The sequence below is a fragment of the Vibrio barjaei genome, assembly GCF_001639065.2.
Taxonomy (GTDB): Bacteria; Pseudomonadota; Gammaproteobacteria; order Enterobacterales; family Vibrionaceae; genus Vibrio; species Vibrio barjaei.
The window spans coordinates 1-25,973 of record NZ_LQXO02000059.1 but is presented as its reverse complement, the minus strand read 5'-3'; the positions used below and the strand labels follow the sequence as shown (position 1 = coordinate 25,973).

Below are 25,973 nucleotides of genomic sequence, written 5' to 3'. Positions count from 1 at the left end.
CTTGTTGAGCTTAATAGTTATTAGTAGTGCGAATTATTATCATTTATACTACGAAATGCGATAATACTCAGTTACAATTTATTTTCAAGAATAAATACAAAAAAGCCTCACAAAAGTGAGGCTTTTCTATCATTTTACTAACAATTTTATGATTGGTGATCTGGATTACTGGCTAAAGCTTGAGGTAGTGCTTACCGTGAGAGACCTTCGCTTTAAGGTAGTTTTCATTGCCATCTTTGATATGAGCGTGCGTATTCACAACTTCTTCAATATTGATACCGTGCTCGCGAAGTTCGCGCACTTTTTTAGGATTGTTAGTGACCAGACGAATAGAGTGCACGTCCAGCGCTTTAAGCATTTGGGCGGCTTCAGTAAAGTCACGTAAGTCATCGCCAAACCCTAAATGGTTATTGGCTTCATACGTATTCATACCATCAGACTGAAGCTTGTACGCGTCTAGTTTATTGTAAAGACCGATTCCTCGCCCTTCCTGACGTAGATACAGGATGATGCCGCCTTCTTCACCCATTTTCTGAATGGTTTCTTCCAATTGCTCACCACAATCGCAACGTGACGAGTGGAAAACATCACCGGTAAGGCACTCTGAGTGCATCCTTACCAGAGGTAAAGATTGGGTCTTGTCAGATGATTTAAAAATAATCGCTACATGTTCTTTATCTGTCTTGAGTCCACGAAACGACAGCATCTCTGCGTCTATATCACTCCTGGAACCGACTTTTAATTGTATTCTGGCACGTACTTCCGCCATAGTCTCTCTCACTAGATTATCTGAGGCTAGTAATGAACTTATCTCAGCCATCGCTCTATTCTCCATAAAGTGAACTATGGGGGCTAGTACTCGACTTTTCAACAATAAGATCAATATAGTAATTGTTATATTATAACAATTACTATTTATAAGAAACTAAAAAAGCCCCAAGTATCAATACTCGAGGCTCATAAAAATCATTTAGTTAGGCGATAAAAAGATAGGTCTTACGCTTGTTTTTGTTTCCATACAGCGAGTTGGACCCACACATTTTCCAGTTCCGCTAGCTCTTCTTTTGTTAATAGAGAGATGGTCTGGGAAGACTCACCCGAGCTCGCACCATTGGCAGAGTTAAGGTGTGCATAAAAGTCTTTTTTGAGTTGGCTGATGACTGCTTCCACTGCTGTACCACCTTACTTACGGATTATTTCCTAAACAATGCGATAATACCACTCTGATCAGATCGTACAGCTTTTTCAAACATTTCTGGAACTGCCATCACAATCTAACGGGTTTTTACCTAGAATTTTCTAAACTTTATCGCACAGCGGACGAAGGCGGCAATTTGTTACTGAACTTTTTTGTTGAGGCGGTAGAATATCGACACTTTACACTTCAAAGAACAATGTCATGTTAAAAATCATCAGCAACCAAGACTTCGATACATTTGCGCAAAACGCAAAAGAAGCACCACGCAAACGCAGTCATCATAACCTACACGAGCAATTAGACGCTGGCGTTCAACGTTTGTTCATCTCAACAGAGCCAGAAACCTACATGCGCCCTCACCGTCATACTGAAGAGCACAAATGGGAATTGTTCCTTGTTCTTAAAGGGCAACTGGATTTATTGATTTTTGATGATGAAGGCAATCTCACAGAGCGTCACAGTCTGTCACCAGAAACTAACCGTGCTATCGAAATCCCACCAGGTACTTGGCATGGTTATGCTTGTATGCAACCGGGCACGGTCGGTCTTGAAATCAAAGAAGGCGCATACATCCCTACTCCTCAAGAAGATTTCGCACCTTGGTCTCCTGCAGAAGGTGAAGACGGTGCCAATGAATATCGCGATTGGATGAGTACAGCACAACCAACGGCAAAATGATCTTTAGCTGCTATCCTCACTACTAAATCTACAAAAGCGTAGATAAAAGTAGCATCTAGAGCGGGAATGTTGATAATACCCGCTCTGCATACCGACTGAGGACAGCTCTTGAACACTCCAGCCTTTTCTACCTTAAACTTACCATCTGAATTACTCGGCACATTAGACAGTCTTGGTTACGCTTCCATGACGCCAATCCAAGCCGAGGCACTACCAAAAATTTTGGCGGGTAAGGACATTATCGGCCAAGGAAAAACAGGTTCAGGAAAAACCGCAGCCTTCTCTCTCGGCGTGCTTAGCAACTTAAGAGTAAAGCGTTTCCGTGTGCAGTCTCTTGTTCTCTGCCCAACTCGTGAGCTTGCGGACCAAGTTGCAAAAGAGATTCGCACTCTAGCTCGTGGTATTCACAATATCAAAGTACTAACACTGTGTGGCGGTATGCCAATGGGACCACAAATTGGTTCTTTGGAACACGGTGCGCATATTCTAGTGGGAACGCCTGGTCGCATCCTTGATCATCTAGAAAAAGGTCGTATCAACCTAAGCGAACTGAATACTCTGGTACTTGATGAAGCGGACCGTATGCTAGATATGGGTTTCAAAGATGCCTTGGACGCTATTATCGACCAAGCTCCAAAGGAGCGACAAACGCTGCTTTTCAGCGCTACATTCCCTGAGCAAATCCAAACCATTGCTGCTCGAGTTATGAAGCAACCAGAAGTGGTGAAGGTAGAGAGTAAGCACGATCACTCAAGCATCAAACAGTTCTTCTATCAAACTAACACTCTCGAAGAACGTGATAATGCACTTGAAAACTTGCTTCTGACTCACCAACCGGAGTCTGCTGTGGTGTTCTGTAATACTAAAAAAGAAGTTCAGAACGTTGCGGATGAACTGCATCATCGTGGCTTTAGCGTGATTGATATCCACGGTGATTTAGAGCAAAGAGATCGTGACCAAGCACTCGTACAGTTCGCCAATAAAAGTGTTTCTATTTTAGTGGCAACGGATGTTGCAGCTCGTGGTCTCGATGTCGATAACCTCGATGCAGTATTCAACTATGATCTGTCTCGCGACCCAGAAGTACACGTACATCGCATTGGTCGTACTGGGCGCGCCGGTAATAAAGGTTTAGCCTTTAGCTTCTATAGCGAGAAAGAGTTCTATCGTGTAGCGCGTATCGATGAGTACATGGATATGCCGATTGAACCAAGCGAATTGCCTGCAAAGTCAAGCAACCAACCATTTCAAGCAAAAATGGTGACGATTCAAATTCAAGGCGGTAAGAAGCAAAAATTGCGCCCTGGTGATATTTTGGGGGCGCTAACCGGTGATAAAACACTCTCCGGCAATCAAATTGGTAAGATCAATATGTTCCCGATGAGTGCTTATGTGGCGGTCGAGAAAGCGATAGCTAAGCAAGCGTTAGGTAAGATTACCAATGGCAAGATGAAGGGCCGTAACTTCCGCGCGCGAATCATCAAAGCTTAACCTTCAACTCCATCAAAAACAGCTCTTAGTTAATACATAGAGCTGTTTTTGTATTCGCTACTGCATGGATAACGCCATAGATACGGCGGAAAAAGGACATCCCTGCTTACAACGCCCGCAGCCATCACAAGCTTTCTTATCCAACTCCGGTAGGCTGTACGACGTGATACTTATCGCCTGTTTTGGGCAGGCTTCTTGGCATAAGTGGCAATCACTAAACAGTGCATTTTGACATCCATCCGAGAACTGCGGAATTAAACCAGTATCGTTGTCCTGTCCATGCAATGCACCTGTTGGGCATACTTGGCTACATTCTCCACATTGGCTACAGTACCCATAATCAAGTACAAGCCGGGCAAGTTCATCTTCAATAGCAATAACCTGCTCAGGACAAGCCTTGGCGCAATCTCCACAAGCATTGCAAATCTGTTGATAGAGCAACTCATCAACAGCTTTTGGTGGTCTAGGGATTGTTCGTGATACTTCGTGGCAATCTAACTTAGCAGCGAATGAGCCATCATTGGCCGTTACAGGTGAATTCCGCGTACTGCCATTCGCCAAAGCGCGAAAAAGACCACGACGACTTATGGTTTTGTGCTCCATATACGCTTTGTAGTATTTTTCATCTCTGGTCATGAGCGCTTACCAACCCTAACGATACAGTTTCACGGCAAGTGGCGTAATATTTAACAGCTCCTGAACGGCTTCACACCATTGCGAGACCAAGGCCGCTAGTTGTTTGTAGCTTTGAGTTGAAGCATGCTTCTCAACCAACTCGAAATAACGGTAACACCAAGTCAACAGATGTTGTGAAAACAGCGCCTTGACCGACTCAATGTCTTGTTCTTGTTCCACCAATTGACTCACTGCAAATAACATTAAGCCAACCTGATCTTCTGGCTCTCTCATCCCAGTATCTAAAGCAATGTCATGATCTCGAAGGAACTGACGGTACGCTACTGTAGTATCTCCAAAAATCACCTCTTCTCTATCCATGTAGACTGAGCCCCACGGTGGTGCCAGCATCGCCTCTCCTCCTTCAAAAAGTAAGAAGAAGTCTTGATTTAGTGCTTCGCTGCTTTCGCCTTTAACCTGATGACACCATGCCTGAAGATCACTGTCTTTCACGTTTTCATCTTGTAGCAACGCTGTCAATAAGGTCTGGTTGTTGCTGCCGGTAAGCGGGAAATAAAACAGTGAACCGAATACCTTTGCCATGGTTTGTAGACTAAGTAGATCGATAGATTGATTTTCTGACATGAATTTACCAAATTTCAAAAATGACTAAATTGAACGAGAGCAGGCCGGTCAGCCTGCTCTTATCTTTGCTACATACCTGCTGTCATATGCAGACCAAAGAACACACTGCGTCCGATGAGTTCCGCAACTAACACCATCGCAAAGCCAATGACGGCAATCGGCATAGAACGAGACTCAGAACGCATCGCCCACATCCACGCCGCTAGACCAACGAACACTAGGACAAAGCGTAAGTTTTGAATCTCTGCCATGTTTGGCACTAACTCACTGGCTGCAACAATCGCAGAATGAATATTAGGCAAGTCAGCGACCATTGACATAGTGACCATTGCCATTGTCACTGCGGCTACGCTTGCCACAATCGCCGTGACTTTACCTAAACGTGGGCATTCCAAGTTAGCGCCACGCATCAAAATAAGTGACAGCATAACGCCACAAATGACAGCTGTGAGCGTAAATGATTGACCCGTAAACGGTGTATCCCACGTCGGAACCGTATCGATGATGTAAACGTTAGTCATCGCGACCATAAAGACCACGCCGATCACCATTGCCGCTACCATCAACCCTTTACGAATCGATTCACTGCCTTTATTGATGACAGACAATAGCCAATATAAACCACCTAAACCAAAGAACATTGAACCAAATAGGATCTCACGTGATAACCAAGACGTTCCAATTTGGTTTAACGCATTGATTGCACGCATTGGGCTACCTAAGTGCATGGTTGACGCCATAAAGCCCAGTCCCATGAACACCCAAATAAAGAACATATTACGAGTTATCGCTGTCTTAACGTGTGCATCCGCCTTACCAAACAATGTGATTAAGCCCATTACGATAAACGCACCGACTGCTGTTTGAGCAAATACAGTAAAGAAAATCAGAGGCCATTCATGCCATCCCATGTTAAACCTCCTTAGGGTTTGCTAGGTGACCAGTGGTGTCATTCGTTGGACGCGCATGACGATTTGGTTTGATCACGATGTTTGGTTTCGTTAACGTTGATGATGGAAGTGGTGCTACGTCAGCGTTGGTTCCATACTTGGCACGAAGCTCAGCAATAGGGCCGAACTCCAACGCACGAAGTGGACAAGAACCGACACAGATTGGCTCAAAACCTTCTGCTACGCGCTCAAAACAACCATCACATTTCGTCATGTGACCCTTTTCTTTGCTGTACTGTGGCGCACCGTAAGGGCAAGCGTTAGCGCAGTGTTTACAGCCAATACACACCTTCTCATCCACGACCACAAAGCCATCTTCACGTTTGTGCATTGCACCCGACGGACACACTTTTGCACAAGCTGGTTCGTCACAGTGATTGCATGCAATAGAGGTGTAATAGGCAAACACATCTTGACGGTAAGTGCCGTTATCTTCGATCCAGTTACCACCAGCGTATTCGTAAACTCGACGGAAGCTGCGATCAACACCAAGATCCTTAAAGTCTTTGCAAGCTAACTGGCAGGTTTTGCAGCCAGTACACTTACTCGAATCGATATAAAAACCGTATTGTTTCATGAGTTAGTCCTTACGCCTTATTTGCCAGTTGAACTTCTACTAAGTTAGTGTGTTGAGGGTTACCTTTTGCCAGCGGGCTCGGGTGTTGAGACGTCAGAACGTTGATTGACCCATTATGGTCAACTTTATTGCCGTCCGGTGCGTACCATGCCCCCTCTCCAAGAGCTACAACTCCCGGCATCATTCTTGGCGTGACTTTAGCGTTAATTCGAACTTCACCACGGTCGTTGAAGATCTTAATTCGGTCACCATTGTTAATTCCGCGACGTTCAGCATCTACAGGGTTGATCCACATTTCTTGTTGTGCGGCCTGCTTCAATACATCCACGTTACCGTAAGTTGAGTGACAACGTGCTTTAAAGTGGAAACCCGTTAGCTGTAATGGATACTTATCGCGTTTCGGTGAATCCCAGCCTTCTGATGTACTCACGTAAATAGGTAGAGGATGAATTACATCACCTTCTGGCAGCTCCCACTCAGCGGCAATACGAGCTAGCTCTTCCGAGTAGATCTCTACTTTGCCTGAAGGTGTGTTAAGCGGGTTATTCACCGGATCTGCACGGAAAGCTTGGTAAGCGACATAGTGACCATTAGGATCGCTACGTTTAACGATACCTTGCTGACGTACCGTCTCGAAATCTGGCAAAGTCGGGTCTAACTTCAATGTTTCAGCATACAAGTGACGCAGCCAACCTTCTTGGTCACGACCTTCGGTAAATGCTTGCCCCACACCCATGCGCTCAGCCAAATCAGAACAGATTTGATAGATGCTGCGCGCTTCAAATTGAGGTTCAATCGCTTTGTCAGCGAAGATAAAGTAAGGCATGTTCGCCGCTTTGCCATCCATACAGAAGTCCGCCTGCTCTGAAGTAGTTAGGTCAGGCAGAATGATGTCAGCGTACTTTACCATTTAATCGAAAAACAAATTATCGTATCGATAGGCATTCCATTTTATAAATGAATATCAACATCATTTAATCTCAAAGAAAATACGATTTATTGGTGTTTAATAAACACATTCGCCAACGTTGGGTGGGGATTAGTGCCAGTCAACAGTACAATATCCACACTAGGGAGTGGTGGCATTCCGTTTAATATCTCAACGTCTTTATTAGTACTTAGACGCCCCATCGCGCCGACGCCCATTCCTTTAGCCACTAATGCTCGCTGAGCTGAAGCGGTATTGCAACAAGCAAGTAGTCGATGAGCGATCCCACGCTTGGTCAAACTATCCAACGCCGCAGCGTGATACTTACAGTCAGTTTGAAACAGTACCAACGGCAATGGGGTGATGTCGGTATCAAAATCATGCCCGGCAATCCAAACGCCCTTGTCTGACTCTAACCAATAACCTTCTTCACTGTCAGGCGCTCGCGTCACAATCGCTGCGTCTAACTTCCCCTCGTCTAACCACTCTCTCAGCATAACACTGGGCTGACTGAATATTTGCACTGAACACGTAGGCTCAACTTCGTTAATTGCCGCCACCACTTTCGGTAGCACGGTGTCGTTGTAGTCTTCAGGGCAACCAAGCCTCAAAGCCGTTTTGTTTTGATAGCGTTTCACCTGGTGCAAGGCGGCATCATGTAAGGAGAGTATGCGCTCTGCGTGTGCCTTCAATGATAGTCCAGCTTCACTTAGCACCATGTTCCGGCCGTCACGCTCAAACAATACAGCCCCAATTTCGGCTTCTAACTTTTTCATCTGCGCACTAAACGCAGATTGAGTTCGGTTTATTTGCTTTGCTGCTCGCGTAAAGCTCCCAGTCTCGGAAAAAGCGAGAAGACTCCTCAGCGCATCGATATCCATATCGCCCCCATCCATCGATTTCATTGATGAAATACATTCAAATTTTGCGTTAGTCACCCATCTCACCATTGATTAGTATCAAAATCAAACTGGCAAAGGAGGCAAATATGAAACTGTATATTGGAAATCAGAATTACTCGAGTTGGTCATTACGTGCGTGGCTCATCTTTGAGCAATACCAGCTAGAAGTCGAAGTAGAGAAACTCACACTGTTTTCAACCGAGTTTTATCAAACACTCGAAGCGCTGACGCCAACAGCCAAGGTTCCTACACTCATTGATGACGAAACCACGGTTTGGGATTCTCTTGCGATATTAGAATATGTCAATGAGCAATATCTTAATGGTTGCTGCTGGCCAAATGACAGCTTGAGAAAAGCCAAGGCAAGAGCAGTAGCCTGTGAAATGCACTCTGGATTCTTGGCCCTACGCAATGAATTACCAATGAACTGCCGAGCTAAGCGTCAGGTCGTACTTTCTGCAGAAGCAAGAAAAGATATCCAACGGATTGACAGCTTATGGGTAGAGCAAATGTTAAAACACGATGGTCAATGGTTGTTTGGCGACTGGTCCATTGCCGACGCAATGTTTGCTCCTGTTGTACTTCGTTTCCGAACCTATGGCATTGAATTGTCACCTTTAGCGCAGCAGTATCAACAAAAAGTGCTAAATAGTGACTCGATAAAAACGTGGCTAAAACAAGCAAGTCATGAGCAAGACATCATTATTGAAGACGAGGCGGGAGTTGAGCGCTAGCCAACGCATCGGTTTGACAAAATAACAAAGGCTTGCCAAACGTTTCGTTATGGCAAGCCGTGAATTCAAAACCGCAGTACATTGACTGCTCTATCAGATCATTATTCGATTAGTTTAACGCTTTTGCTCATTTCGGATATACATAATCGCGACCATACTAAAGCCCATAAATTGCCATAGGTACTGACCATCACTAGCACCCGAAATCGTTTGAGTGAATGCCATACAACCTGCGACAAAAAGAGAGGCGATTGCTGAATAAAGCAACCAAGGACGTTCTCTATCAGTCATAAATTCTAGATTCAATACCGAACGAATAATGAGGATAAAAGGTAGGCATTGCAACGCAATCAGAATCGGAAACATGAAGTCGAATGTTGGACTTAACAAAGCATGACCAACCTGACTTTTATCCCATGTCCCTACAATATAACCTTTCCATCCAGCCCAAGTATCACCCGCATAGGCCGTCTCTGGAGTGACGGCTCCGAGTAGTACGCCCATTACTTTGTCGATAAAGCCATTCTTAAACCAGAATACAAACAAGAAGATTTGCACTGGAATGATTTGAAACGCGAGCTTCTTTAACATTTTTTGTTCCTGTTAGCATAAATAACACGAGAACAATTATGAGTTTACCCTTATTAAAGACGCTTGATGCAAGGCAATCGGCGTTAATTACAAAGTAAATTCAAATAAACCACTCTCCGTAGCCCTATGAACTATGGCAAGGTTTGAATTAGATTTGATTTTTGTAAAGATTCAATTAAATCATAGAGTTGTCCGCCACTCTCTTTCTTCATCGCGACATAGTGCTGGTAGTTATAATCGGCACCTTTTAGATTGCCGACTTGTTTGTCAGCCACACTTAATAAGTAGTAGCCAATGGGTGTTGGCGTACTCTCTGCAGCATAGAAAAGGTATGGAATAGCTTGGTCAGCTCGTTGGTTTAACAGCAAGGCGAGCCCCAATGTCAGGTTCGCTATATCACAACGAGGGTTAAGCTCGAACGCTTTTTGTCCCAATTTAAGACCCTCAACGCGCGTCTGCTCATCACCTGATTGCAAATAATCAACGGAGGCTGAGTAAGAGAGTAACGCACTGACTAAATAGTTGCCGCGACCTTGAGATTGAATATTCTCTAGCATAGGAGAGAGCTTTACAAAGGCATCGTTTCCGCCACCTAAGTAGAACTGAGAAATACCGTCTGAAATCACTTCCCAATCATCGTAGTTATTAATGGCACTCACACGATGACTGGTCACTTCATACCCGTCTTCTTTAGGTTCTACCAACGCCTTAATTTCCAATACTACATCGCCAATAGCGGTGAAAAAGTCTTCTTTGTTGAAGGTTTTTTCAATGCGTTGATTCTTGGATGGTAATTGGTTGTTCTGAATCATCAAAGTAAGTAAAAACTCACTCTCGCCGCTCTTTTTAAGCCAGCCTTTGAGCTCGATACCTTGCTGCTTTAATGCCGCTTTGCTCTCTTTAGACAACTGTGAAAAGTGATACCCAGTTAACGCTCTCGACGAGTTGAGGCCATAGAATAGATAGTTGTAGACGCTTTCCGACAGTTGATAGTCTTGCATCGAATCTGAAGTAATATCATGGATATAAACCGGCACAGTACCAAGTGGATTGGTATTTTCTGCCACTATGTCTGTGTTCTCTTCAACAATATAAGTGACAATCCATGACGCCATTGCCAATACCGCTAAACACCCAGCAAGGGTAGCCCAGAGCTTGTTGTTACCGCCTTTGCGCCCGCTCTTTTCTGAATCTTGTGGCTCCTCAACATCATCGACTTCAACCGCAATGACTTGCGGCGTTTTTTCAATGTGAGCAATCACTTCAAGATCAAATAGGTACCCTTTCTTTGGGATAGTCTTGATCGTACGGTAAGGCCGCGTTTTATCTTTAAGCTGACCTCTTAACGAGCTAATCACTTGGCGAACCAGATTGTCCGACACATGATTACGTTGCCAAACATTGTCTGCGATTTGTTGAGTCGTCAGGACTTGCCCTTGGTTTTCAACAAAATACTTCAACAAACGAGATTGTAATGGTTCTAAATGCAGTTCTGCACCATCGACTTCAAGCTTATTTTTGCTTGGATAAAAAATAATCGGAGATTCGAGCTGCAATACGTAGTATTTAATAGAGTCCATAGTGGCTACAAGGGTAAGAAATAACCCTAAAAGGGTATTAATTTCATTTCACAGAAGCAACCGAGATTTTGTATTGTTAAGTATGGACAAAGACGCAGGCGAAATGGATCGGTAGGGAAAAGGATGTCGAGGGGCGCTTTGTGAGTCAAGCCGCCATTTAAGAGCCTACTGGCCCTGAAACGGCGACGGAGAATCTCAAACGATTACTTTTGAAGTTGCTCTTTTGCCGCTTCAACTTTTGCGAAATCAAGCCCTAGCTCTTCAACTGCTTCTTTGATCAACGCAGGGTTTTGCATAACTTGACCCATTAGCGCTTGAAGCTGCTCTTGTGGCAAACCAAGCTGGCTGATTGTTGCCATTGCTGCAAGAGGGTTCTGTGTCAACACTTCAAAGATTTCACTAATTTGCTCGTCACTGATGTTGTTCTCTTTTAGCATTGCAATAATTGGATTCATTTCTCTACCTTTCTCAATATCCAATGAAATTGCCCGCAGTTTACCATTTGAGACCTTAACTGGGTACTACCCGATACCATCACTCCTGCCAGTTGGCGAAATGCGAAACCAAGTAATCTATCGCTAAACGTGCCCGCATAGGCAAAAACCGTCGATTCTGGTAAACAATCCAGCTACTGGAGCCTTTGCCCCAATAAGGGGTTAAGACGGGAACCAGTCGTCCCTCATGGAAAGCGTCACTAAAACTGCTTTTTGGCATATAGACAATGCCTAACCCTTGTTCACAAGCATTAACCACAGCACCGGAGTTATTGCTGCGCCAACGTCCATCTACTCGAATACTCCCCATCGGTTTGCCATTATCTTCAAATACCCAATGGTCATTATTCGCGATGATACAGCTATGGTGTCTAAGTTGATCAGGATGAGTTGGCACTCCGTATCGTTCAAGATACTCAGGACTGGCCGCCGCTGCCATCGGCCTGTCCACCAGTTTCCGCGCGACTAATCCCGAATCACTTAATCGGCCGTATCGAATCGCAAAATCGATACCATCTTCGATGAAATTGACCATTCGAGTATCAAAATCCATCTCAACAGTAAGTTCAGGGTAACCTTTTGCAAATTCCATTAATGCTGGAGCAACGTAGTTTTCGGCAAACGCGCCAGCAGCACTCACCCTTAACGTGCCATTAAGCTGTATTTGCTCTGAACTAAGCTGCTCGTTAGCTTGTTGAAGTCCAATAACTAAGTCTTTGCATTGCTGATAATACACCTGCCCCGCCTGTGTGAGATTCACCATTCGAGTAGAACGAGCAAGCAAAGCAACGCCTAAGCGTTCTTCTAAGCGCGATACCTGCCGACTCACATGACTAGTGCTGCAACCAAGTTGCTTAGCCGCCGCAGAAAAACCATGGCTTTCTGCTACCGCTACAAACTCGTTGATTCCTTCAAAGCTATCCACATCTCACCTTTGCCATATAGCAATAATATTTTGTCATTTCGCCATATTATCACCAAATCAGTTAACAATTAGTATAACTAAGGTAATTACAACAACGAATCAGCCAGAAGGACATAACGATGAAAAAGGTACTTATTCCCGTCACTAACCATGCAACATTAGGCGAGACAGACCAAGCAAACGGAACTTACGCCCCAGAACTCACTCACGCTTTACGTGAAATCCAGTCGGCAGGTTATGACTATGACATCGCATCCATTAAAGGTGGTAAAGCGCCACTTTACGGTACTGACATCGAGGGTGACAGTGTCAATACGGAAATCCTAACGGACGAGGCGTTTCAGAATCGTATTAACAACACCATTCCTGTCTCGCAAATCAATATCGATGATTACGATGCCATTTTTTATCCGGGAGGGTTTGGATTGCTATCCGATCTATCAAGTAACGAAGACTTCGCTGCGCTTGCAGCTACTCATTATGAACAAGGTGGTGTAATTGCAGCAGTTTGTCACGGCCCCGGTGCTCTTCTACCCATTACTCTAAGCAATGGCGACAAATTACTGGCATCGAAGTCAGTCACTGGATTTACTCGAGAAGAAGAAATCGACTTTGGCACTATCGGCGCTATTCCATTCTTACTTGAGGAGTCACTGGCACGCACCGCAGCTCAGTACAGCAAAGTACAACCATGGCAAGAGTTTGTGATTGTTGACGAACGTGTCATCACAGGCCAAAACCCAACCAGCGCACAGGCTGTAGGTAAAGCGATCGTAGCGGCTTTATCCTAACTTCTGTCACAGCTGTAATCGTCCGTGTCGTGTAAACGTAACCCAACGTTCTCACGACACGTGTTGTTGTCTATTGCCATTTATAGACTTTGGTCTCTGGATAAAAAGCATACCACGCGAACCAAAATAGTAAGGTTGACGGTTGGGTTTCACCCTTCTCATCAGTTATCCAAGCTGACTGGTTGCTGCTATCCCAGTGAACATAATAGCGAGCCCCGTTCAATTCAAAGCTTTGCTGCTGAGTTGCTAGCTGGGATATCTCACTAAATGGAAACGCGATAGTTGCTTGCTCCACGTTAAACCCTAATACCATCTCTTTCGGGTGATACTCATTGGGAGCTTGATTTGCTACAGGAAAGTAGATGGCAGCATTTTTTCCATAACCTGCATAAGGATCGCTCTGGTAATCGCGTTGATAACCTGTGTTGGTGGAGAGAACTAGCGAGTCAGGGTGACGAGCTAGCCAATTCGACCAACGACTAAGTGTAAGCGGCACTTGTTTGAGTTTACGGCCAACTAATGCTCCAGCTATAGCCTCTCCATGAATTTGTGACCATAACGATTCGGTTTTGCGGTCGTACATAAGTACGTCTGAGTTATACAACAAACCAGAAACCCCAAAGTCCAGAGCTTCACGCTCCCCTATTGGCTGGCTAAGAAATGCCATTCCGCTACCGCATAATGGGCAATAACTAATGACGTAACGTGTTCCGCTGAATTGGTCATTAACGATTTCATGCCAATTGAGAATTCGAATCGGATACGCCTTAACCACCTCACCAACCTGCAACCCCAATACAATATCCTGTGCACGCATGAATTTTGCATCGTTGCCTTTAATAAACTCGGGCTGATTGAGTGCCGGAATACCATCTTTAGGTGGCCCGCCTTTTTGAATGAAATGCGAAGGCACAGAAGCATTGTCGATGTTGAATCCATTGAGCACCTTAGCCAATAGTGATATCGGAAACGACAATAATATGAAGACCAAAAGAGTTAATCGCAGCTGCATTTGCTTCTCCTCCAACCAAGAATACTGGTCATATAGACCCGCCAACAACAGCGATGCTTTCAATTATCCTCTAGAACAAAAGTAACAATTTGCATTAATACGCATAGCTCCATAGTGCTTATTCGACATAACAAACGCTGAGTTGAGCAGCTCTACATTTGTGACAAACTTCAAAACCATAAATAAAAACTATACTTAATCCGAATGATCAAGTTGATCGAATGATGCAAATGTGAAAACCTTACCACATTAAAACATGAAAACCTTTTCATGTTATGTGAAAACCTTTTCTTAAAACGTATCAGGATAGAACAAATGAATAAGAAAATCGCGGTCCGCTTGCTTGCGGCTCTCGGCGGAAAAGATAATATTCGTGCCCTAGAACATTGCGCAACACGACTTCGTGTTGTTGTAAAAGATGACGCGCTTATCGATGTCGACCAAATCAAATCAACGGATAATGTAGCTGGTTACTTCTTCCAATCAGGTCAGCACCAAATCATACTTGGCACGGGCTTAGTCAACAAAATCTTCGCCCTTATCCAGCAAGAGCTAGATGGCGAACTTGAGAGCACGAAGGGTGCGGCATATGAAAATATGAGCCCATTCCAAAAAGCCCTGCGTTCTTTGGCAGACGTATTCATTCCTTTGATTCCAGTGCTGGTTGCAACGGGTCTGTTCATGGGTTTACGCGGATTCGCCCAGCAGTTGGGTTTTGAGTTCTCACCTGAGCTGCTCACCATGACACAAGTGGTAACTGATACGGTGTTCATATTCCTACCAGCGCTTGTCGTGTGGTCTGCATTTAAACGCTTTGGTGGTACGCCTGTTATCGGCATGGTGCTGGGCCTAATGCTTATCGCACCAATGCTGCCAAACGCATGGGATGTGGCTAGCGGCAATGCCGAAATGCTGAGCATTGGTATGTTTAAGATCCAAGGCTTTCAAGGCACCATTATTCCAGCTCTAATCGTAGGTATCTTGGGCGCAAACCTAGAGCGTTGGATTAACTCGTGGATGCCATCAGTGGTTTCGCTGATCTTTACTCCGTTCTTGACGATCACTATTGGTATGCTAGCGGGTCTATTCATTATTGGTCCGGTATTCAACATTGTTGAACATGGTGTAATGGTTTCTACCGAATCTATTATTAACTTACCAATGGGCATCGGCGGTGCAATCTTTGGCGGTCTACAACAGGTTCTAACTGTAACGGGTCTTCACCACAGCTTAATGGTTGTAGAGCTTAACTTCCTATCGACAATCAAGATCAACCCATTAAATGCACTGATTACTGCATCAATGGCAGGTCAAGCAGGCGCAGCGATTGCCTATACCATGTCGATGAAAGATAAGAAACAAAAAGCGCTTAACTACTCTTCAATCGTACCGTGTTTCTTCGGCATCACTGAACCACTGCTGTTTGGTGTGACGCTAACCAATAGTCGTGTATTTGCATCAGGTATCATCGGCGGTGCCATTGCAGGTGCATTCGCAACTATCATGCATATCGCACCATCAGTCATGGGTGTTACTTTCATTCCAGCTATTCCTGCCTACTTAGGTAATGGTCTTGGTATGTACCTAGTTATGATTGTTATTGGTATGGGTAGCGCAGCAATGCTAACTAAATTACTAGTAAAACCAACCAGCAACGAAGCAAAGATGGCGGTTGCTCTAGATAAGTAATCTTCCCCTCGTGGCGGTGTCCCTTAAGGTCACCGCCACCGTTCGTTTTACAACATTGAATCATTCAATGTTAGCCACAAGTCCAACTACAGAGTGTATTAATAGCAATGACTTCAACAGAACTGTGTTCACAAAGCGAATCTTCAGTGTCACACCAACCAAACACTGACCACTTGCGCCCACGGTTTCACTTAACTGCACCGTACGGACTGATTAATGACCCAAACGGCTTTATTGAATACGATGGACAGTATCATCTGTTTTTCCAATGGAACCCGCACGCTTGTGAGCATGGGGCAAAATATTGGGGACACAGCACCAGTCAGGATCTAGTAAACTGGACACTGAAAGGTCAAGCCTTAGTCCCAGACGAAAGCTACGATCGCCACGGCTGCTATTCAGGCAGTGCGTTCGTATTGGATGAGCAACTTCATCTTTTCTATACCGGAAATGTAAAAACCGACGACGGCGTTCGTCTTTCTACTCAATGTCTTGCCAAATCTATTGATAGCGGCAATATTCATTTCGAGAAAATAGGCCCGGTCATCCCAAAACAACCTGAGGGATACACGGCACACTTTCGCGACCCTAAGATTTGGCAACACGATGGCACTTGGTATTGCGTGCTTGGCGCTCAGACAAATGATGAACTTGGTCAGGTGCTTCTTTTCAGCTCAAAAGATGCTTCTAACTGGACGTTTCTCGGTCCAATTGCCGGCAACCAGATCAACGGACTTCGCGACTTTGGTTATATGTTCGAATGCCCAGATCTGTTCCATCTAGACAACACTGATGTTTTGATAGGTTGCCCCCAAGGAATTAAGCCCAACGGGTTAAGCTTCCAAAATCGCCACAATAATGGCTATTTTGTAGGTAAGATGGATTACCTAAATACGTGCTATACACACGGCAACTTTGAGCCACTCGATCATGGATTTGAGTTTTATGCTCCGCAAACCACCGAATCGACGGATGGACGCCGCCTGATGAGTGCTTGGGTTGGTATTCCTGAGGAAGATGAACAACCTAGCGTTACCAATGACTGGATTCACGCCTTATCATTGGTGCGAGAGCTTTCCGTCGTTGATGGGAAGGTGCATCAAAAACCCGCTCACGAGCATGAATCTTTGCGCGGTGCGATGTCTTCGTTTGACGAGGTGCAACTTACCAATCAGAATCACTTATCTCTGGACAGCAACCACTGTTTTGAATTGAATCTGGATATCGAGCATATTGCTGATGATGTCACGATCAAGTTAGCAGACGAAGGTGACCGTTGGCTGGCCTTAAACTATCAAGCAAAGACTGGCGTAGTCACTTTAGATCGTTCAAACTCGGATTATTTACCGGGGAAACGACAGTGCAAAGTAGACAGTGAGCAATCCCTCAACCTGCAGATTTTCTTTGATCAGTCTATTGTTGAAGTCTTCATCAATCATGGTGAAGCCGTGTTTACATCTCGCGTGTTCCCGCAAGCCGAACAGTCAAAAATCACACTTGAAACTGGAAAGTCATGTATAATCAAGCGCTTTATTAAATACGATTACTGACCAAAGGATTAACGGGAAATGGCGACAATTAAAGAAATAGCCAAGTTAGCAGAAACTTCAATTTCAAGTGTTTCCCGTGTCTTAAACAGTTCTGGTTATGTCAGTGAGCCCGTTCGAAAGCGCATTCAAAAAGTGCTTGATGAAACGGGCTATCGCCCCAACGCCTTGGCCAAAGCACTGCATTCAAAACGCAGTCAGACTATCGGGGTTATTCTTCCAAAAATAAACGCCACTTCCTCTGGTGACAACATCGCTGGCATTGATCAATACTTTGCCAATAACGGCTACAGTATCATCTTAGGTAACACCAACCACAGCATAAAAAGCGAGCTAGAATTTCTCGATTTATTTGCAGAAAAGCAAGTCGATGGCATCATCCTAATCGCTACTACGATTACGAGTGAACACAAAGAAAAAATCAGAAAGGTAGGCAAACCCGTTGTGGTTATGGGGCAATCCACCACCGACGGAACACCTTGTGTGTTGTTTGACGAAGTGACAGCGGTGGAAGAGATCATTGACTATCTTGTAGCGTCGCAACATCGCCATATCGCGCTTATCGGTGTATCTGAAAGTGACGTATCTGTGGGTGTGAAACGAAAGCAAGGTTATTTAAATAGTTTAGAAAAGCATGGATTACCTATTTCTGCCGATATGATGGTCAATGGTGAGTTCTCAGTAGAAAGTGGCTATACCGCCTGTCAGGAACTTTATGAAGAGCGAATGCAGCGCCCAGACGCTATTTTTGCTGCCAATGACAAAATGGCTATAGGTGCGATTACCTACTTACTTGAACATGGGTTTAAGGTTCCAGAGGATGTCAGCGTGTGTGGCGTTGGTGGTGGTAATATGTCTCGTTACTACAACCCTAAGATTACCTCGCTGGTTTATGACTTTGAGGAGTCCGGAAAAACCAGTGCACATTTACTGCATATGCTGATTGAAAAGCCCGATCTGGATTTGACCGATCACGTAAGCTTTATTCCCTACCATCTCGAAGTACGAGACAGTACTGCGCCTAAACTAAGTTAAAGCACATCGATATTTGATTGTCATTTAACGAGTGATCATTAGATAAGCTATCAATAACTATTCGAAAAACTCTATTACTAACTGGTTGTTCTTAATCACAACTTCAGGATTAGAGGACTTTAATAGCGCCTCTTTAACTGTATTGCTATCGAGTTTGTAAACAGGATAGGTAGACATAGCAGCACCAATCATACTTACTGCTGGCTTAATCAGCTTTTTGATTTGTGGTGTTAGCAGTTGCCCTTCTTGGTCAATTTTTTCTAAACGGAGCGATTGTAGAAAAATCTCACCACTTTCTTGTTCGTATTTAGGTATAGCACTGAATTCTATATCCAAATCAAGGTTAATATCTTGTTCATCCAACAACTGTAGCTGAGCCTTAGTGTTGGCAAATACCGCTACACGATCAGCGTCAGAACGTCCTATTTTGACCTGAAGATCATCGACTGAAAGTTTGGCATACATGACGTTTTCAACGCCGACAGATTGGTTTAGCTGTAGGTTGTCATTGAGATAGTTCGTCATTTCTTGTTCAGTGATGCTGTAACTCACACAACCTGATAATAACAACAGCACTGATGAAGCCCAGAGAAGTTTGGCGAATCTGTTTTTCATAACGGGTAGCACTCTCAGAATATCGGAATAAGAGAAAAATAAAGCAGACCTTTGAGTCTGCTTTATCTTATTAAAATGTAGGGTGTTATTGTGTCACAGGCAAGTGTTAACTTAGTCAGAATAACTCAGCTAATCGACCACCGTGACAATGAGCTCTTAAAGTCATCGTAGCCAAACTCGTTAAGCTTTTCGATCTGACCGTTTGAACGCTCACAGTAGATTGACGGCATCTTCAGACCATTAAACCAATTGAGTTTCACCATGGTATAGCCAGCACTATCCATAATATGCAGTCGTTGCCCCACCTCTAACGGCTCATCAAACTTGGCCTCACAGAATTGGTCACCAGCCAAACATGAACATGAGCCAATGACGTATTCATGATCACCTTCTGAATTGGCTTCTAAAATCGAAGCGGGTTCATCGTATATGAGCGTGTCCAGACGATGCGCTTCCGTCGCAGAATTTACAATCGCCGTCTTTTTCTCATTTTCGACAATGTCCACAACGGTAACAACAAGGTCAGTCGTTTTAGTTATGATCGCTTCACCTGGCTCTAGGTAGAGCTGCACACCATGCTTTTTCGAAAACGCACTCAATGCAGCACCAAGTTTATCGATATCATAACCAGGCCACGTAAAGAACACACCGCCCCCCATACTAACCCAATCAAGCTTATCTAGATGGGGACCAAATCGCTCTGAAATAGCATCAAGCAAACCGATAAATGCATCCACATCTTTATTTTCACAATTCATGTGAAACATGACACCATCGATTGAATCGAAGATCGTTGGGTCAATATGATCGGCTTGCACCCCAAGGCGAGAGTACGGTCTAGCAGGGTTGGCCAAGTCCTGTCCTGCATAGCTCACCCCCGGATTAAGACGTAAACCAATGGACACTTTGCCTTCAACGATATGACGATAAGCGGCTAATTGAGACTGCGAGTTGAAGATCATCTTGTCACAAATATCAGCCACTTCGCGTACGTCGTCTTCGGTATAACCAACACTGTATGCGTGCGTTTCACCACCAAACGTCTCGTAGCCAAGTTTTACCTCAAATGGACCACTGCTGGTTGAGCCATCTAAGTATGGTTTAATAATGTCAAACACACCCCAAGTCGAGAAACATTTAAGAGCCAGTACTAGCTTTACACCAGACACCTCTTTGAGGTGTTTTGCTTTCTCTAGGTTCTCAACCAGTTTGTCTTCATTAATCATGAAGTATGGAGTTTTGAGTTCGTTTTTAATCATTTTGTAGACCTAAGTTTAAAGACCCTAGGTAGTTACCTAGGGTCTGTCACTTTATTTAAGAATCTTGATATCCGGAGCACCGACTTCCAACTCTTGAACATGCCAATCTAAACCGATTTCAGGCATGGTTTCTAGGAACGGATCAGGGTCCAATTGCTCCATATTGAACACGCCTGCGTCTGCCCATTGACCGCGGAAGTATTGCAGTGCCGCCGTGATGGCTGGAACACCCGTTGTATAAGAAATCGCTTGATGCTCTACATCTTCGTAAGCCACTTCATGATCTGCATTATTGTAGATAAATACTGAACGTTGTTTACCGTCTTTCTTACCTTGAACCCAAGTCCCGATACAAGTTTTACCTGTGTAACCTGGTGCCAAAGAAGTTGGGTCAGGAAGCAGTGCTTTTAAGACATGTAGTGGCTGAACCACAGTGCCATCATGTAGAGTTAGAGGGTCAGGGCTAAGTAGACCAATATCGCGCATGCAATTGAAGTAGTTCAAGTATTTATCGCCAAAGCCCATCCAGAACTCGATGCGCTTTGCAGGGATGAACTCTTGCATAGAACGAACTTCATCATGTGCCATTGAGTAAACTTTGTGTTTGCCGACTAATGGGAAATCGAACTCAAGCATACGAGTGTGACATTCAACTTGTTTCCATTCACCGTTTTCCCAATAGAAAGAGTCACCTTGAATTTCTAGCATATTGGTTTCTGGGTCAAAGTTAGTGGCAAACTTTTTACCGTGGTCGCCAGCATTGACATCCATAACATCGATGGTGTCGATTTCATCGAATAAATGCTTCACTGCGTAAGCTGCAAATACGCTTACCACACCAGGATCAAAACCTGCGCCTAAAATACCCGTTATGCCTGCCTCTTTGAATTTGTCACGGAAACCCCATTGCCAATCATAAGCTTGAGGAACTTGCTGACCTTCCGAGCATAGATCGACAGCTACAGAAGTATCTAAATAAGAGACTTTCGCTTGCAGACACGCTTCCATGATAGTGATGTTTACCCAAGGAGGACCCGCGTTAATTACTAGGTCTGGCTTCACTTCATTGATCAGAGCAACCAGCGCTTCAACATCGTCAGCATCAACGGCACGAGCGTCTAGCTTTTTAGTCGCGTCTTTTAAGTTGCTTTTACCTTTAATGGATTCAATGATTTTTTCACACTTCGCGACAGTGCGTGACGCAATCGTAATATCACCCAATACGTCGTTATTCTGAGCCGCTTTGTGCGCGACTACCCAACCAACACCACCTGCGCCAATCTGTAAAACTGCCATTTTCTTTCCTTATTCTGTTTATCGGTTAGTACGAGTTAGCTAGCTCAAGTGCTAACTGATCAATGTTATTCAGTAGGCTCTTGAAATCTGAGAGCGTTAAGCATGGATTTAGAATGGTGAACTTCAGTGCCGACTGACCGTTCACTACCGTTTCCCCTAACACCGCAACGCCACGTGTTAGGGCTTGTAAACGAATCGCTTTATTCAGCTCATTCAAATCGTTGACGTCATGATTAGTGACGCGCAATAAGACCGTTGATAATGATGGCTGTGCCAATAGCTCAAATCGCTCATGCACTTGAACAAGTTTTGCCACCTCTTGCGTTTGTGCCATCAGATGGTCATACATATCACCCAGTGCCTCTGGGCCAACGTTTTGCATCGTCATAAAGACTTTTAGAGCGTCGAAACGTTTGGTTGTAGCAATGGATTTATCGACCAAGTTTGGCAGCTCATCGTGCTCTCGATTGAGGTAATCAGCATGATGAAGCAGGTACTTAAAGTTACTGCGATCTTTTACCAGCAACGAGCCACAACTGATTGTTTGATAGAACAATTTATGGAAATCGACACTGACGGAGTCCGCTTTCTCAATACCATTAAGCTTGTGTTTGTGACTGCTTAGAATAAGTGCGCCACCGTAAGCACCATCAACGTGGAACCAAAGCTGGTTTTCGGCAGCAATGGTGGCGAGAGAGTTGAGATCATCGATAGCCCCGTGATCTGTCGTTCCTGCTGTACCGACTAAAGCAAAAGGTATTAAGCCTTCTGCTCTCATCGTTTGTAAGTCAGCGACAAGCGCATCAGTTTTGATGGTACCGTTGTCGTTGGTAGCAACGCAGTGCACGGCTTTTTCACCCAAGCCCAACAATGAGGCTGACTTTTGAACCGTAAAGTGCGACTTGTCGGAACAGACAATGCGAAGCTTATCGGCATAACTCGGAAGGCCTTGCTTTTGGATAGAATGACCATCCATCACATCCGCAATTCGGTCACGTGCCAGCAGAAGACCCATTAAATTGCTCTGTGTGCCACCACTGGTGAAAATACCATCAGCTGACTCACCAAGCTCATAGCGCTCGCAAAGCCAATCCAATACTTTCTGCTCAACATAAGTCGCTGCTGATGCTTGATCCCAAGAATCCATAGATTGATTCAACGCCGCGATCATCGCCTCAGCAGCTACAGCTGGCATTAAAGGTGGCGTATGCAAATGAGCAATACAATTAGGGTGCTGAGTGAATATTGAATGGTCTGCGACCAAACTTGCTGTCTCATCAACAACACGTTGTAGATCGTGATGACTGCCGTCAAGATTGACATTGTTAATTGCCGATTCAAGCACTTTTGGATCTAATCCGGAATACGGTTTCGAGACACCCTCAAACACTTCTTTCATAGTTTGAGTAGTGTGATTCATTACCTGAGAAAATTCGGTCGCACCTTGCACACCCGTGTGGATGAAGTGCTTTTTCCACGAACTTGCTTTCTCATCTTGCTGTGACTTTTGCCCGCCACCAGCTACAACGATAGCCTCTTCAATGGTGCGTAATGCAAAGTCGATCTGCTCAAGGCTGATAATGAGTGGAGGAAGAAAGCGAATAACGGCACCATCGCGCCCGCCTTTTTCGACCATCAAACCACGCTCTAGCGCGGCACGTTGTATGTCGAGTGTAAGTTGACCATCGGCAACAGGTTCACCAAACTTATTGTGTTCACTCGTTGGTTTGACAATTTCGACGCCCAACATCAATCCCTTGCCGCGAACCTCAGCAATACAGTTTACACGTTGCTTTATTTTGTTGAGGCCAAGACGTAAATACTCTCCGGCAACTCTGGCATGCTCAACAAGGTTGTCGCGCTCGATGATCTCAAGCGCTTTCTCACCCGAAACCATGGCAAGTTGATTACCGCGGAATGTGCCCGTGTGCTCACCTGCGTTCCACGTATCCACTTTTTTGTTAAATACCAGTAGCGACATCGGTAGGCCGCCGCCAATCGCTTTGGATAAACAGAGAATATCTGGACTAATCCCCGCTTCTTCAAACGCAAAACGGTAACCTGTTTTGCCTACGCCGCACTGGATTTCATCCAAAATAAGCAAGATCTCATGCTCATCGCAGAGTCTGCGTAGTTCTTTGAGCCAAAACGCAGGAGCAGGGATAACGCCACCTTCTCCCTGAACTGGCTCAACAATAATGGCAGCTGGTTTCATGATACCTGCTTCATCATCGTTCAATAGTCTTTCGATATAACGAATGCTTTGTTTCGCGCCTGCATCACCACCGAGACCAAACGGACAACGAAGACTGTAGGGGAATGGCATAAAATGCACATCAGACATCAAACCTGTGCGACGCGCTTTGGTGCCAAGGTTGCCCATCATGCCCATGGTACCATTCGTCATACCATGATAAGCACCGCGGAAGGCAAACATAGTATTTCTACCCGTGGTTTGCTTCGCCAATTTGATAGCGGCTTCAACAGCGTCGGCACCCGAAGGGCCACAAAACTGAATCACCGATTGTTCAGCGAACTCTTGCGGTAAGAACGCTTTCACTCGTTTGATAAAACGATCTTTCGCTGCTGTCGTAATATCAAGAGTTTGGTAAGGCAAACCTGAGTCAAGCTGCTCTTTGAGAGCTTGATTGATTTCAGGATGGTTGTAACCCATCGCAAGCGTGCCTGCTCCAGCAAGACAATCAAGAAAGATTTGCCCACGAGTGTCTTCCACCAAAGCACCAAACGCTCGCTTGATGGCGATAGGCAGACGACGTGGATAGGAACGAACTTCTGATTCGTGCTCCGCTTGGTCAAGTAGAACCTGATCAGGTGTCAGGTCATAAGTGCCTTCAACGTGTGGAACGTGTACCGAAATTGAAGACGCGAATTCTTTGGAATCAAATTCGAATGCTGTACTCATTTTTTGTAACCTAGATTAGGCGTGCGAAATCACTCGCTACGCGCATAGCAAAACAAGTCCCACCGTATTTCAGATGTGACAAAAGCCTAAATGAACTGCTTCATTTAGAAAGGTATTAGCGTTTTGAAATCAAGGCTCTGTGATACTACGGTTTAAGCGCAATACACAGTTTGGAAGTACAAAGCTGATTTTTGAGTGTGAGTTAATCTGTTTCAATGTTGGGTTTCCCATTAACATGCCCTTCTAGGCATCAGTATCCCGTCTACTGGTTATTGGCATAACCAGTACCTACCCTACGTTGTGTCACAATCAGCTTGAATGGTCACAACGCGTCTCCCCCAGATTCATTCCGAGATTGCGCGGGAAAGTAACATAGAACTCATTATCATCGCAACCGTTTTCTCCAGTAACGTTTTGTCTAACTTATGGAAACAACGACCAAAAATATGAAATCGGTTAGATAAAAAAACCGCCTCGTGGGAGGCGGCGATATTTTATTTTGCTACTTATCTTTTTGATCGCTTAGGCGTTTGGTGGTCGCTTGGCCAATAGTATCTACATCAACGCCGTTTTGTTCCAAGAATTTTTCAAACATCGGTAACAGTGGGCCTAAAGTGTCAGCAATTGTATCGCGCACAGTATCAACAACAACTTGAGTACCACGCTCAATCTCGATATTAACCTCATCACCCACCAGCTTGCCTTCAAACGTCGTCATACGGCGAGTTTCTGGAATCAGCCACACATCAAACCACCCTTCTTGTTTATCGACTTCTGAAACCGTCAAGCTTGCTCCGTTTATAGCGATGTAGCCTTTAGGGAACACGTATGGTTTCCACTCTTTTGGCAACTGAAATTGTATACGGTAGTTATCTTCTTGCTGATGAATAGCCACCAATGGTGTTTTGAAGTCCACATGTCCTGAAAGCGGATGACCGCCAATCTCTGCGCCATCTTTTGCCGCACGTTCCACATTGATTCTTTGGCCTTCTTCAAACGTACTCAATGTCGTGATGTTCAGACTCTGAAGCATGACGTCGAAAGAGAGACGCGTCTCACTCTGGATTTCAGTGACCGTTAAACATACCCCATCCACAGCGATACTGGCACCAATTTCAACATCGGTACAAAACCCAGATTCAAAATCGATCTCAAAGGTACGAATACCGTTAAGATCAGTAATTTTGTCGATTGTCGCGACAGATTGGATAATTCCCGTAAACATAGATGCCTCATTTCACTAGTGAAGTGCCTTTAGTACGGACATCATTACAAAAAGAATCAAGAAGATAAAGAGAGTAGAAAGGAAAAACGAAAAAGCCCAGCATTATGCTGGGCTTTCTTGTTTGGAGCGACACACGAGGTTCGAACTCGTGACCTCAACCTTGGCAAGGTTGCGCTCTACCAACTGAGCTAGTGTCGCATTTGTCTTTTCAGACTAATTTGAGATGGTGCCCCGGGCCGGACTTGAACCGGCACAGCGCGAACGCCGAGGGAT

General features: G+C 44.7%; 24 protein-coding genes, 1 tRNA gene and 1 pseudogene. 7 read left to right on the top strand and 19 right to left on the bottom strand.

Annotated elements, in window-relative coordinates; genetic code table 11:
- Positions 1-172: 172 nt before the first annotated feature.
- Together AWH66_RS24275 and AWH66_RS26045 are read right to left on the bottom strand one after the other, a co-directional pair.
- Positions 173-820, bottom strand: coding sequence for a GTP cyclohydrolase II (locus AWH66_RS24275; RefSeq protein ID WP_006074877.1), 648 nt, complete (start codon positions 818-820; stop codon positions 173-175).
- Between the two features lie 176 nt (positions 821-996).
- Positions 997-1,170, bottom strand: a complete 174-nt coding sequence (locus AWH66_RS26045) for a hypothetical protein (protein ID WP_167360991.1) — start codon at positions 1,168-1,170, stop codon at positions 997-999.
- Between the two features lie 229 nt (positions 1,171-1,399).
- Here AWH66_RS26045 and AWH66_RS24270 point away from each other — a divergent pair, with 229 nt between their 5' ends.
- A complete protein-coding gene (locus tag AWH66_RS24270) occupies positions 1,400-1,876 on the top strand; it encodes a WbuC family cupin fold metalloprotein (protein ID WP_063603762.1) in 477 nt (158 codons plus the stop codon).
- A 108-nt stretch (positions 1,877-1,984) separates the two neighbouring features.
- Entirely contained in the window at positions 1,985-3,367 is a 1,383-nt protein-coding gene (gene dbpA, locus AWH66_RS24265; protein WP_063603761.1) for an ATP-dependent RNA helicase DbpA, read from the top strand.
- A 57-nt stretch (positions 3,368-3,424) separates the two neighbouring features.
- Here dbpA and AWH66_RS24260 read toward each other — a convergent pair whose 3' ends face one another.
- From AWH66_RS24260 to AWH66_RS24235, 6 genes and pseudogenes are all read right to left on the bottom strand, one after another.
- Positions 3,425-4,003: a 4Fe-4S binding protein gene (locus tag AWH66_RS24260; protein ID WP_063603760.1), complete on the bottom strand. Its 579-nt coding sequence runs from the start codon at positions 4,001-4,003 to the stop codon at positions 3,425-3,427.
- Between the two features lie 15 nt (positions 4,004-4,018).
- Complete coding sequence (locus AWH66_RS24255) at positions 4,019-4,627, bottom strand: molecular chaperone TorD family protein (protein WP_063603759.1); 609 nt, start codon at positions 4,625-4,627, stop codon at positions 4,019-4,021.
- 68 nt (positions 4,628-4,695) lie between these two features.
- Positions 4,696-5,538 (bottom strand): DmsC/YnfH family molybdoenzyme membrane anchor subunit, encoded by an 843-nt coding sequence (locus AWH66_RS24250; protein WP_063603758.1) that lies wholly within the window; start codon positions 5,536-5,538, stop codon positions 4,696-4,698.
- A 1-nt stretch (position 5,539) separates the two neighbouring features.
- Positions 5,540-6,154: a DMSO/selenate family reductase complex B subunit gene (locus AWH66_RS24245; protein ID WP_063603757.1), complete on the bottom strand. Its 615-nt coding sequence runs from the start codon at positions 6,152-6,154 to the stop codon at positions 5,540-5,542.
- Between the two features lie 10 nt (positions 6,155-6,164).
- Positions 6,165-7,058 (bottom strand): annotated as a pseudogene (locus AWH66_RS24240) (molybdopterin dinucleotide binding domain-containing protein); the annotation flags it as partial.
- 92 nt (positions 7,059-7,150) lie between these two features.
- Positions 7,151-7,963: a LysR family transcriptional regulator gene (locus AWH66_RS24235; RefSeq protein ID WP_063603868.1), complete on the bottom strand. Its 813-nt coding sequence runs from the start codon at positions 7,961-7,963 to the stop codon at positions 7,151-7,153.
- 107 nt (positions 7,964-8,070) lie between these two features.
- On the opposite strand from AWH66_RS24235, the gene AWH66_RS24230 reads away from it, so the two are divergent.
- Complete coding sequence (locus AWH66_RS24230; protein WP_063603756.1) at positions 8,071-8,718, top strand: glutathione S-transferase family protein; 648 nt, start codon at positions 8,071-8,073, stop codon at positions 8,716-8,718.
- Positions 8,719-8,832: 114 nt separating this feature from the next.
- On the opposite strand, the gene AWH66_RS24225 is transcribed toward AWH66_RS24230, so the two are convergent.
- From AWH66_RS24225 to AWH66_RS24210, 4 genes are all read right to left on the bottom strand, one after another.
- Positions 8,833-9,309: a hypothetical protein gene (locus AWH66_RS24225; RefSeq protein ID WP_063603755.1), complete on the bottom strand. Its 477-nt coding sequence runs from the start codon at positions 9,307-9,309 to the stop codon at positions 8,833-8,835.
- A gap of 131 nt (positions 9,310-9,440) precedes the next feature.
- Positions 9,441-10,889, bottom strand: a complete 1,449-nt coding sequence (locus tag AWH66_RS24220; RefSeq protein WP_063603754.1) for a winged helix-turn-helix domain-containing protein — start codon at positions 10,887-10,889, stop codon at positions 9,441-9,443.
- Positions 10,890-11,092: 203 nt separating this feature from the next.
- Positions 11,093-11,344 carry a DUF2999 family protein gene (locus tag AWH66_RS24215; RefSeq protein WP_031497056.1) on the bottom strand — a complete coding sequence of 84 codons (252 nt, stop codon included), beginning with the start codon at positions 11,342-11,344 and terminating at the stop codon, positions 11,093-11,095.
- 79 nt (positions 11,345-11,423) lie between these two features.
- Positions 11,424-12,308 carry a LysR family transcriptional regulator gene (locus AWH66_RS24210; RefSeq protein ID WP_063603753.1) on the bottom strand — a complete coding sequence of 295 codons (885 nt, stop codon included), beginning with the start codon at positions 12,306-12,308 and terminating at the stop codon, positions 11,424-11,426.
- A gap of 119 nt (positions 12,309-12,427) precedes the next feature.
- Between AWH66_RS24210 and AWH66_RS24205 the strand changes: the two genes are divergently transcribed.
- The gene (locus tag AWH66_RS24205) at positions 12,428-13,099 is read left to right on the top strand and encodes a type 1 glutamine amidotransferase domain-containing protein (protein WP_063603752.1); all 672 of its coding nucleotides are present in this window, start codon (positions 12,428-12,430) and stop codon (positions 13,097-13,099) included.
- A 70-nt stretch (positions 13,100-13,169) separates the two neighbouring features.
- On the opposite strand, the gene AWH66_RS24200 is transcribed toward AWH66_RS24205, so the two are convergent.
- Positions 13,170-14,111, bottom strand: a complete 942-nt coding sequence (locus AWH66_RS24200; protein WP_063603751.1) for a DUF3179 domain-containing protein — start codon at positions 14,109-14,111, stop codon at positions 13,170-13,172.
- Between the two features lie 315 nt (positions 14,112-14,426).
- Between AWH66_RS24200 and AWH66_RS24195 the strand changes: the two genes are divergently transcribed.
- The 3 genes from AWH66_RS24195 to AWH66_RS24185 all read left to right on the top strand — a co-directional run bounded on the left by AWH66_RS24195 (position 14,427) and on the right by AWH66_RS24185 (position 18,382).
- A complete protein-coding gene (locus tag AWH66_RS24195; RefSeq protein WP_063603750.1) occupies positions 14,427-15,800 on the top strand; it encodes a PTS transporter subunit EIIC in 1,374 nt (457 codons plus the stop codon).
- A 146-nt stretch (positions 15,801-15,946) separates the two neighbouring features.
- A complete protein-coding gene (locus tag AWH66_RS24190; RefSeq protein ID WP_167360990.1) occupies positions 15,947-17,350 on the top strand; it encodes a glycoside hydrolase family 32 protein in 1,404 nt (467 codons plus the stop codon).
- 18 nt (positions 17,351-17,368) lie between these two features.
- Positions 17,369-18,382, top strand: a complete 1,014-nt coding sequence (locus AWH66_RS24185) for a LacI family DNA-binding transcriptional regulator (RefSeq protein ID WP_063603748.1) — start codon at positions 17,369-17,371, stop codon at positions 18,380-18,382.
- 57 nt (positions 18,383-18,439) lie between these two features.
- Here the strand turns inward: AWH66_RS24185 and AWH66_RS24180 are convergent, their stop codons facing one another.
- The 6 genes from AWH66_RS24180 to AWH66_RS24155 form a co-directional block, all read right to left on the bottom strand.
- Positions 18,440-18,997 (bottom strand): YceB family lipoprotein, encoded by a 558-nt coding sequence (locus AWH66_RS24180; protein ID WP_063603747.1) that lies wholly within the window; start codon positions 18,995-18,997, stop codon positions 18,440-18,442.
- Positions 18,998-19,122: 125 nt separating this feature from the next.
- Positions 19,123-20,256 carry a carboxynorspermidine decarboxylase gene (gene nspC, locus AWH66_RS24175; RefSeq protein ID WP_063603746.1) on the bottom strand — a complete coding sequence of 378 codons (1,134 nt, stop codon included), beginning with the start codon at positions 20,254-20,256 and terminating at the stop codon, positions 19,123-19,125.
- Between the two features lie 51 nt (positions 20,257-20,307).
- Positions 20,308-21,552, bottom strand: a complete 1,245-nt coding sequence (locus AWH66_RS24170) for a carboxynorspermidine synthase (RefSeq protein WP_063603745.1) — start codon at positions 21,550-21,552, stop codon at positions 20,308-20,310.
- Positions 21,553-21,577: 25 nt separating this feature from the next.
- On the bottom strand, positions 21,578-24,475 hold the full coding sequence (locus tag AWH66_RS24165; RefSeq protein ID WP_063603744.1) for a pyridoxal phosphate-dependent class III aminotransferase: 2,898 nt from the start codon (positions 24,473-24,475) through the stop codon (positions 21,578-21,580).
- Between the two features lie 502 nt (positions 24,476-24,977).
- Positions 24,978-25,700 (bottom strand): riboflavin synthase, encoded by a 723-nt coding sequence (locus AWH66_RS24160; protein WP_063603743.1) that lies wholly within the window; start codon positions 25,698-25,700, stop codon positions 24,978-24,980.
- A gap of 122 nt (positions 25,701-25,822) precedes the next feature.
- Positions 25,823-25,898 (bottom strand) — tRNA-Gly (locus tag AWH66_RS24155).
- Positions 25,899-25,973: the final 75 nt, after the last annotated feature.

Excerpts from the sequence above, each read along its gene's own strand:
- AWH66_RS24275 (WP_006074877.1), bottom strand. The coding sequence starts at position 820 with ATGGCTGAGATAAGTTCATTACTAGCCTCAGATAATCTAGTGAGAGAG.
- AWH66_RS24270 (WP_063603762.1), top strand. The coding sequence starts at position 1,400 with ATGTTAAAAATCATCAGCAACCAAGACTTCGATACATTTGCGCAAAAC.
- AWH66_RS24260 (WP_063603760.1), bottom strand. The coding sequence starts at position 4,003 with ATGACCAGAGATGAAAAATACTACAAAGCGTATATGGAGCACAAAACC.
- AWH66_RS24255 (WP_063603759.1), bottom strand. The coding sequence starts at position 4,627 with ATGTCAGAAAATCAATCTATCGATCTACTTAGTCTACAAACCATGGCA.
- AWH66_RS24250 (WP_063603758.1), bottom strand. The coding sequence starts at position 5,538 with ATGGGATGGCATGAATGGCCTCTGATTTTCTTTACTGTATTTGCTCAA.
- AWH66_RS24245 (WP_063603757.1), bottom strand. The coding sequence starts at position 6,154 with ATGAAACAATACGGTTTTTATATCGATTCGAGTAAGTGTACTGGCTGC.
- AWH66_RS24235 (WP_063603868.1), bottom strand. The coding sequence starts at position 7,963 with ATGGATATCGATGCGCTGAGGAGTCTTCTCGCTTTTTCCGAGACTGGG.
- AWH66_RS24230 (WP_063603756.1), top strand. The coding sequence starts at position 8,071 with ATGAAACTGTATATTGGAAATCAGAATTACTCGAGTTGGTCATTACGT.
- AWH66_RS24225 (WP_063603755.1), bottom strand. The coding sequence starts at position 9,309 with ATGTTAAAGAAGCTCGCGTTTCAAATCATTCCAGTGCAAATCTTCTTG.
- AWH66_RS24220 (WP_063603754.1), bottom strand. The coding sequence starts at position 10,889 with ATGGACTCTATTAAATACTACGTATTGCAGCTCGAATCTCCGATTATT.
- AWH66_RS24215 (WP_031497056.1), bottom strand. The coding sequence starts at position 11,344 with ATGAATCCAATTATTGCAATGCTAAAAGAGAACAACATCAGTGACGAG.
- AWH66_RS24205 (WP_063603752.1), top strand. The coding sequence starts at position 12,428 with ATGAAAAAGGTACTTATTCCCGTCACTAACCATGCAACATTAGGCGAG.
- AWH66_RS24200 (WP_063603751.1), bottom strand. The coding sequence starts at position 14,111 with ATGCAGCTGCGATTAACTCTTTTGGTCTTCATATTATTGTCGTTTCCG.
- AWH66_RS24195 (WP_063603750.1), top strand. The coding sequence starts at position 14,427 with ATGAATAAGAAAATCGCGGTCCGCTTGCTTGCGGCTCTCGGCGGAAAA.
- AWH66_RS24185 (WP_063603748.1), top strand. The coding sequence starts at position 17,369 with ATGGCGACAATTAAAGAAATAGCCAAGTTAGCAGAAACTTCAATTTCA.
- AWH66_RS24180 (WP_063603747.1), bottom strand. The coding sequence starts at position 18,997 with ATGAAAAACAGATTCGCCAAACTTCTCTGGGCTTCATCAGTGCTGTTG.
- nspC (WP_063603746.1), bottom strand. The coding sequence starts at position 20,256 with ATGATTAAAAACGAACTCAAAACTCCATACTTCATGATTAATGAAGAC.
- AWH66_RS24170 (WP_063603745.1), bottom strand. The coding sequence starts at position 21,552 with ATGGCAGTTTTACAGATTGGCGCAGGTGGTGTTGGTTGGGTAGTCGCG.
- AWH66_RS24165 (WP_063603744.1), bottom strand. The coding sequence starts at position 24,475 with ATGAGTACAGCATTCGAATTTGATTCCAAAGAATTCGCGTCTTCAATT.
- AWH66_RS24160 (WP_063603743.1), bottom strand. The coding sequence starts at position 25,700 with ATGTTTACGGGAATTATCCAATCTGTCGCGACAATCGACAAAATTACT.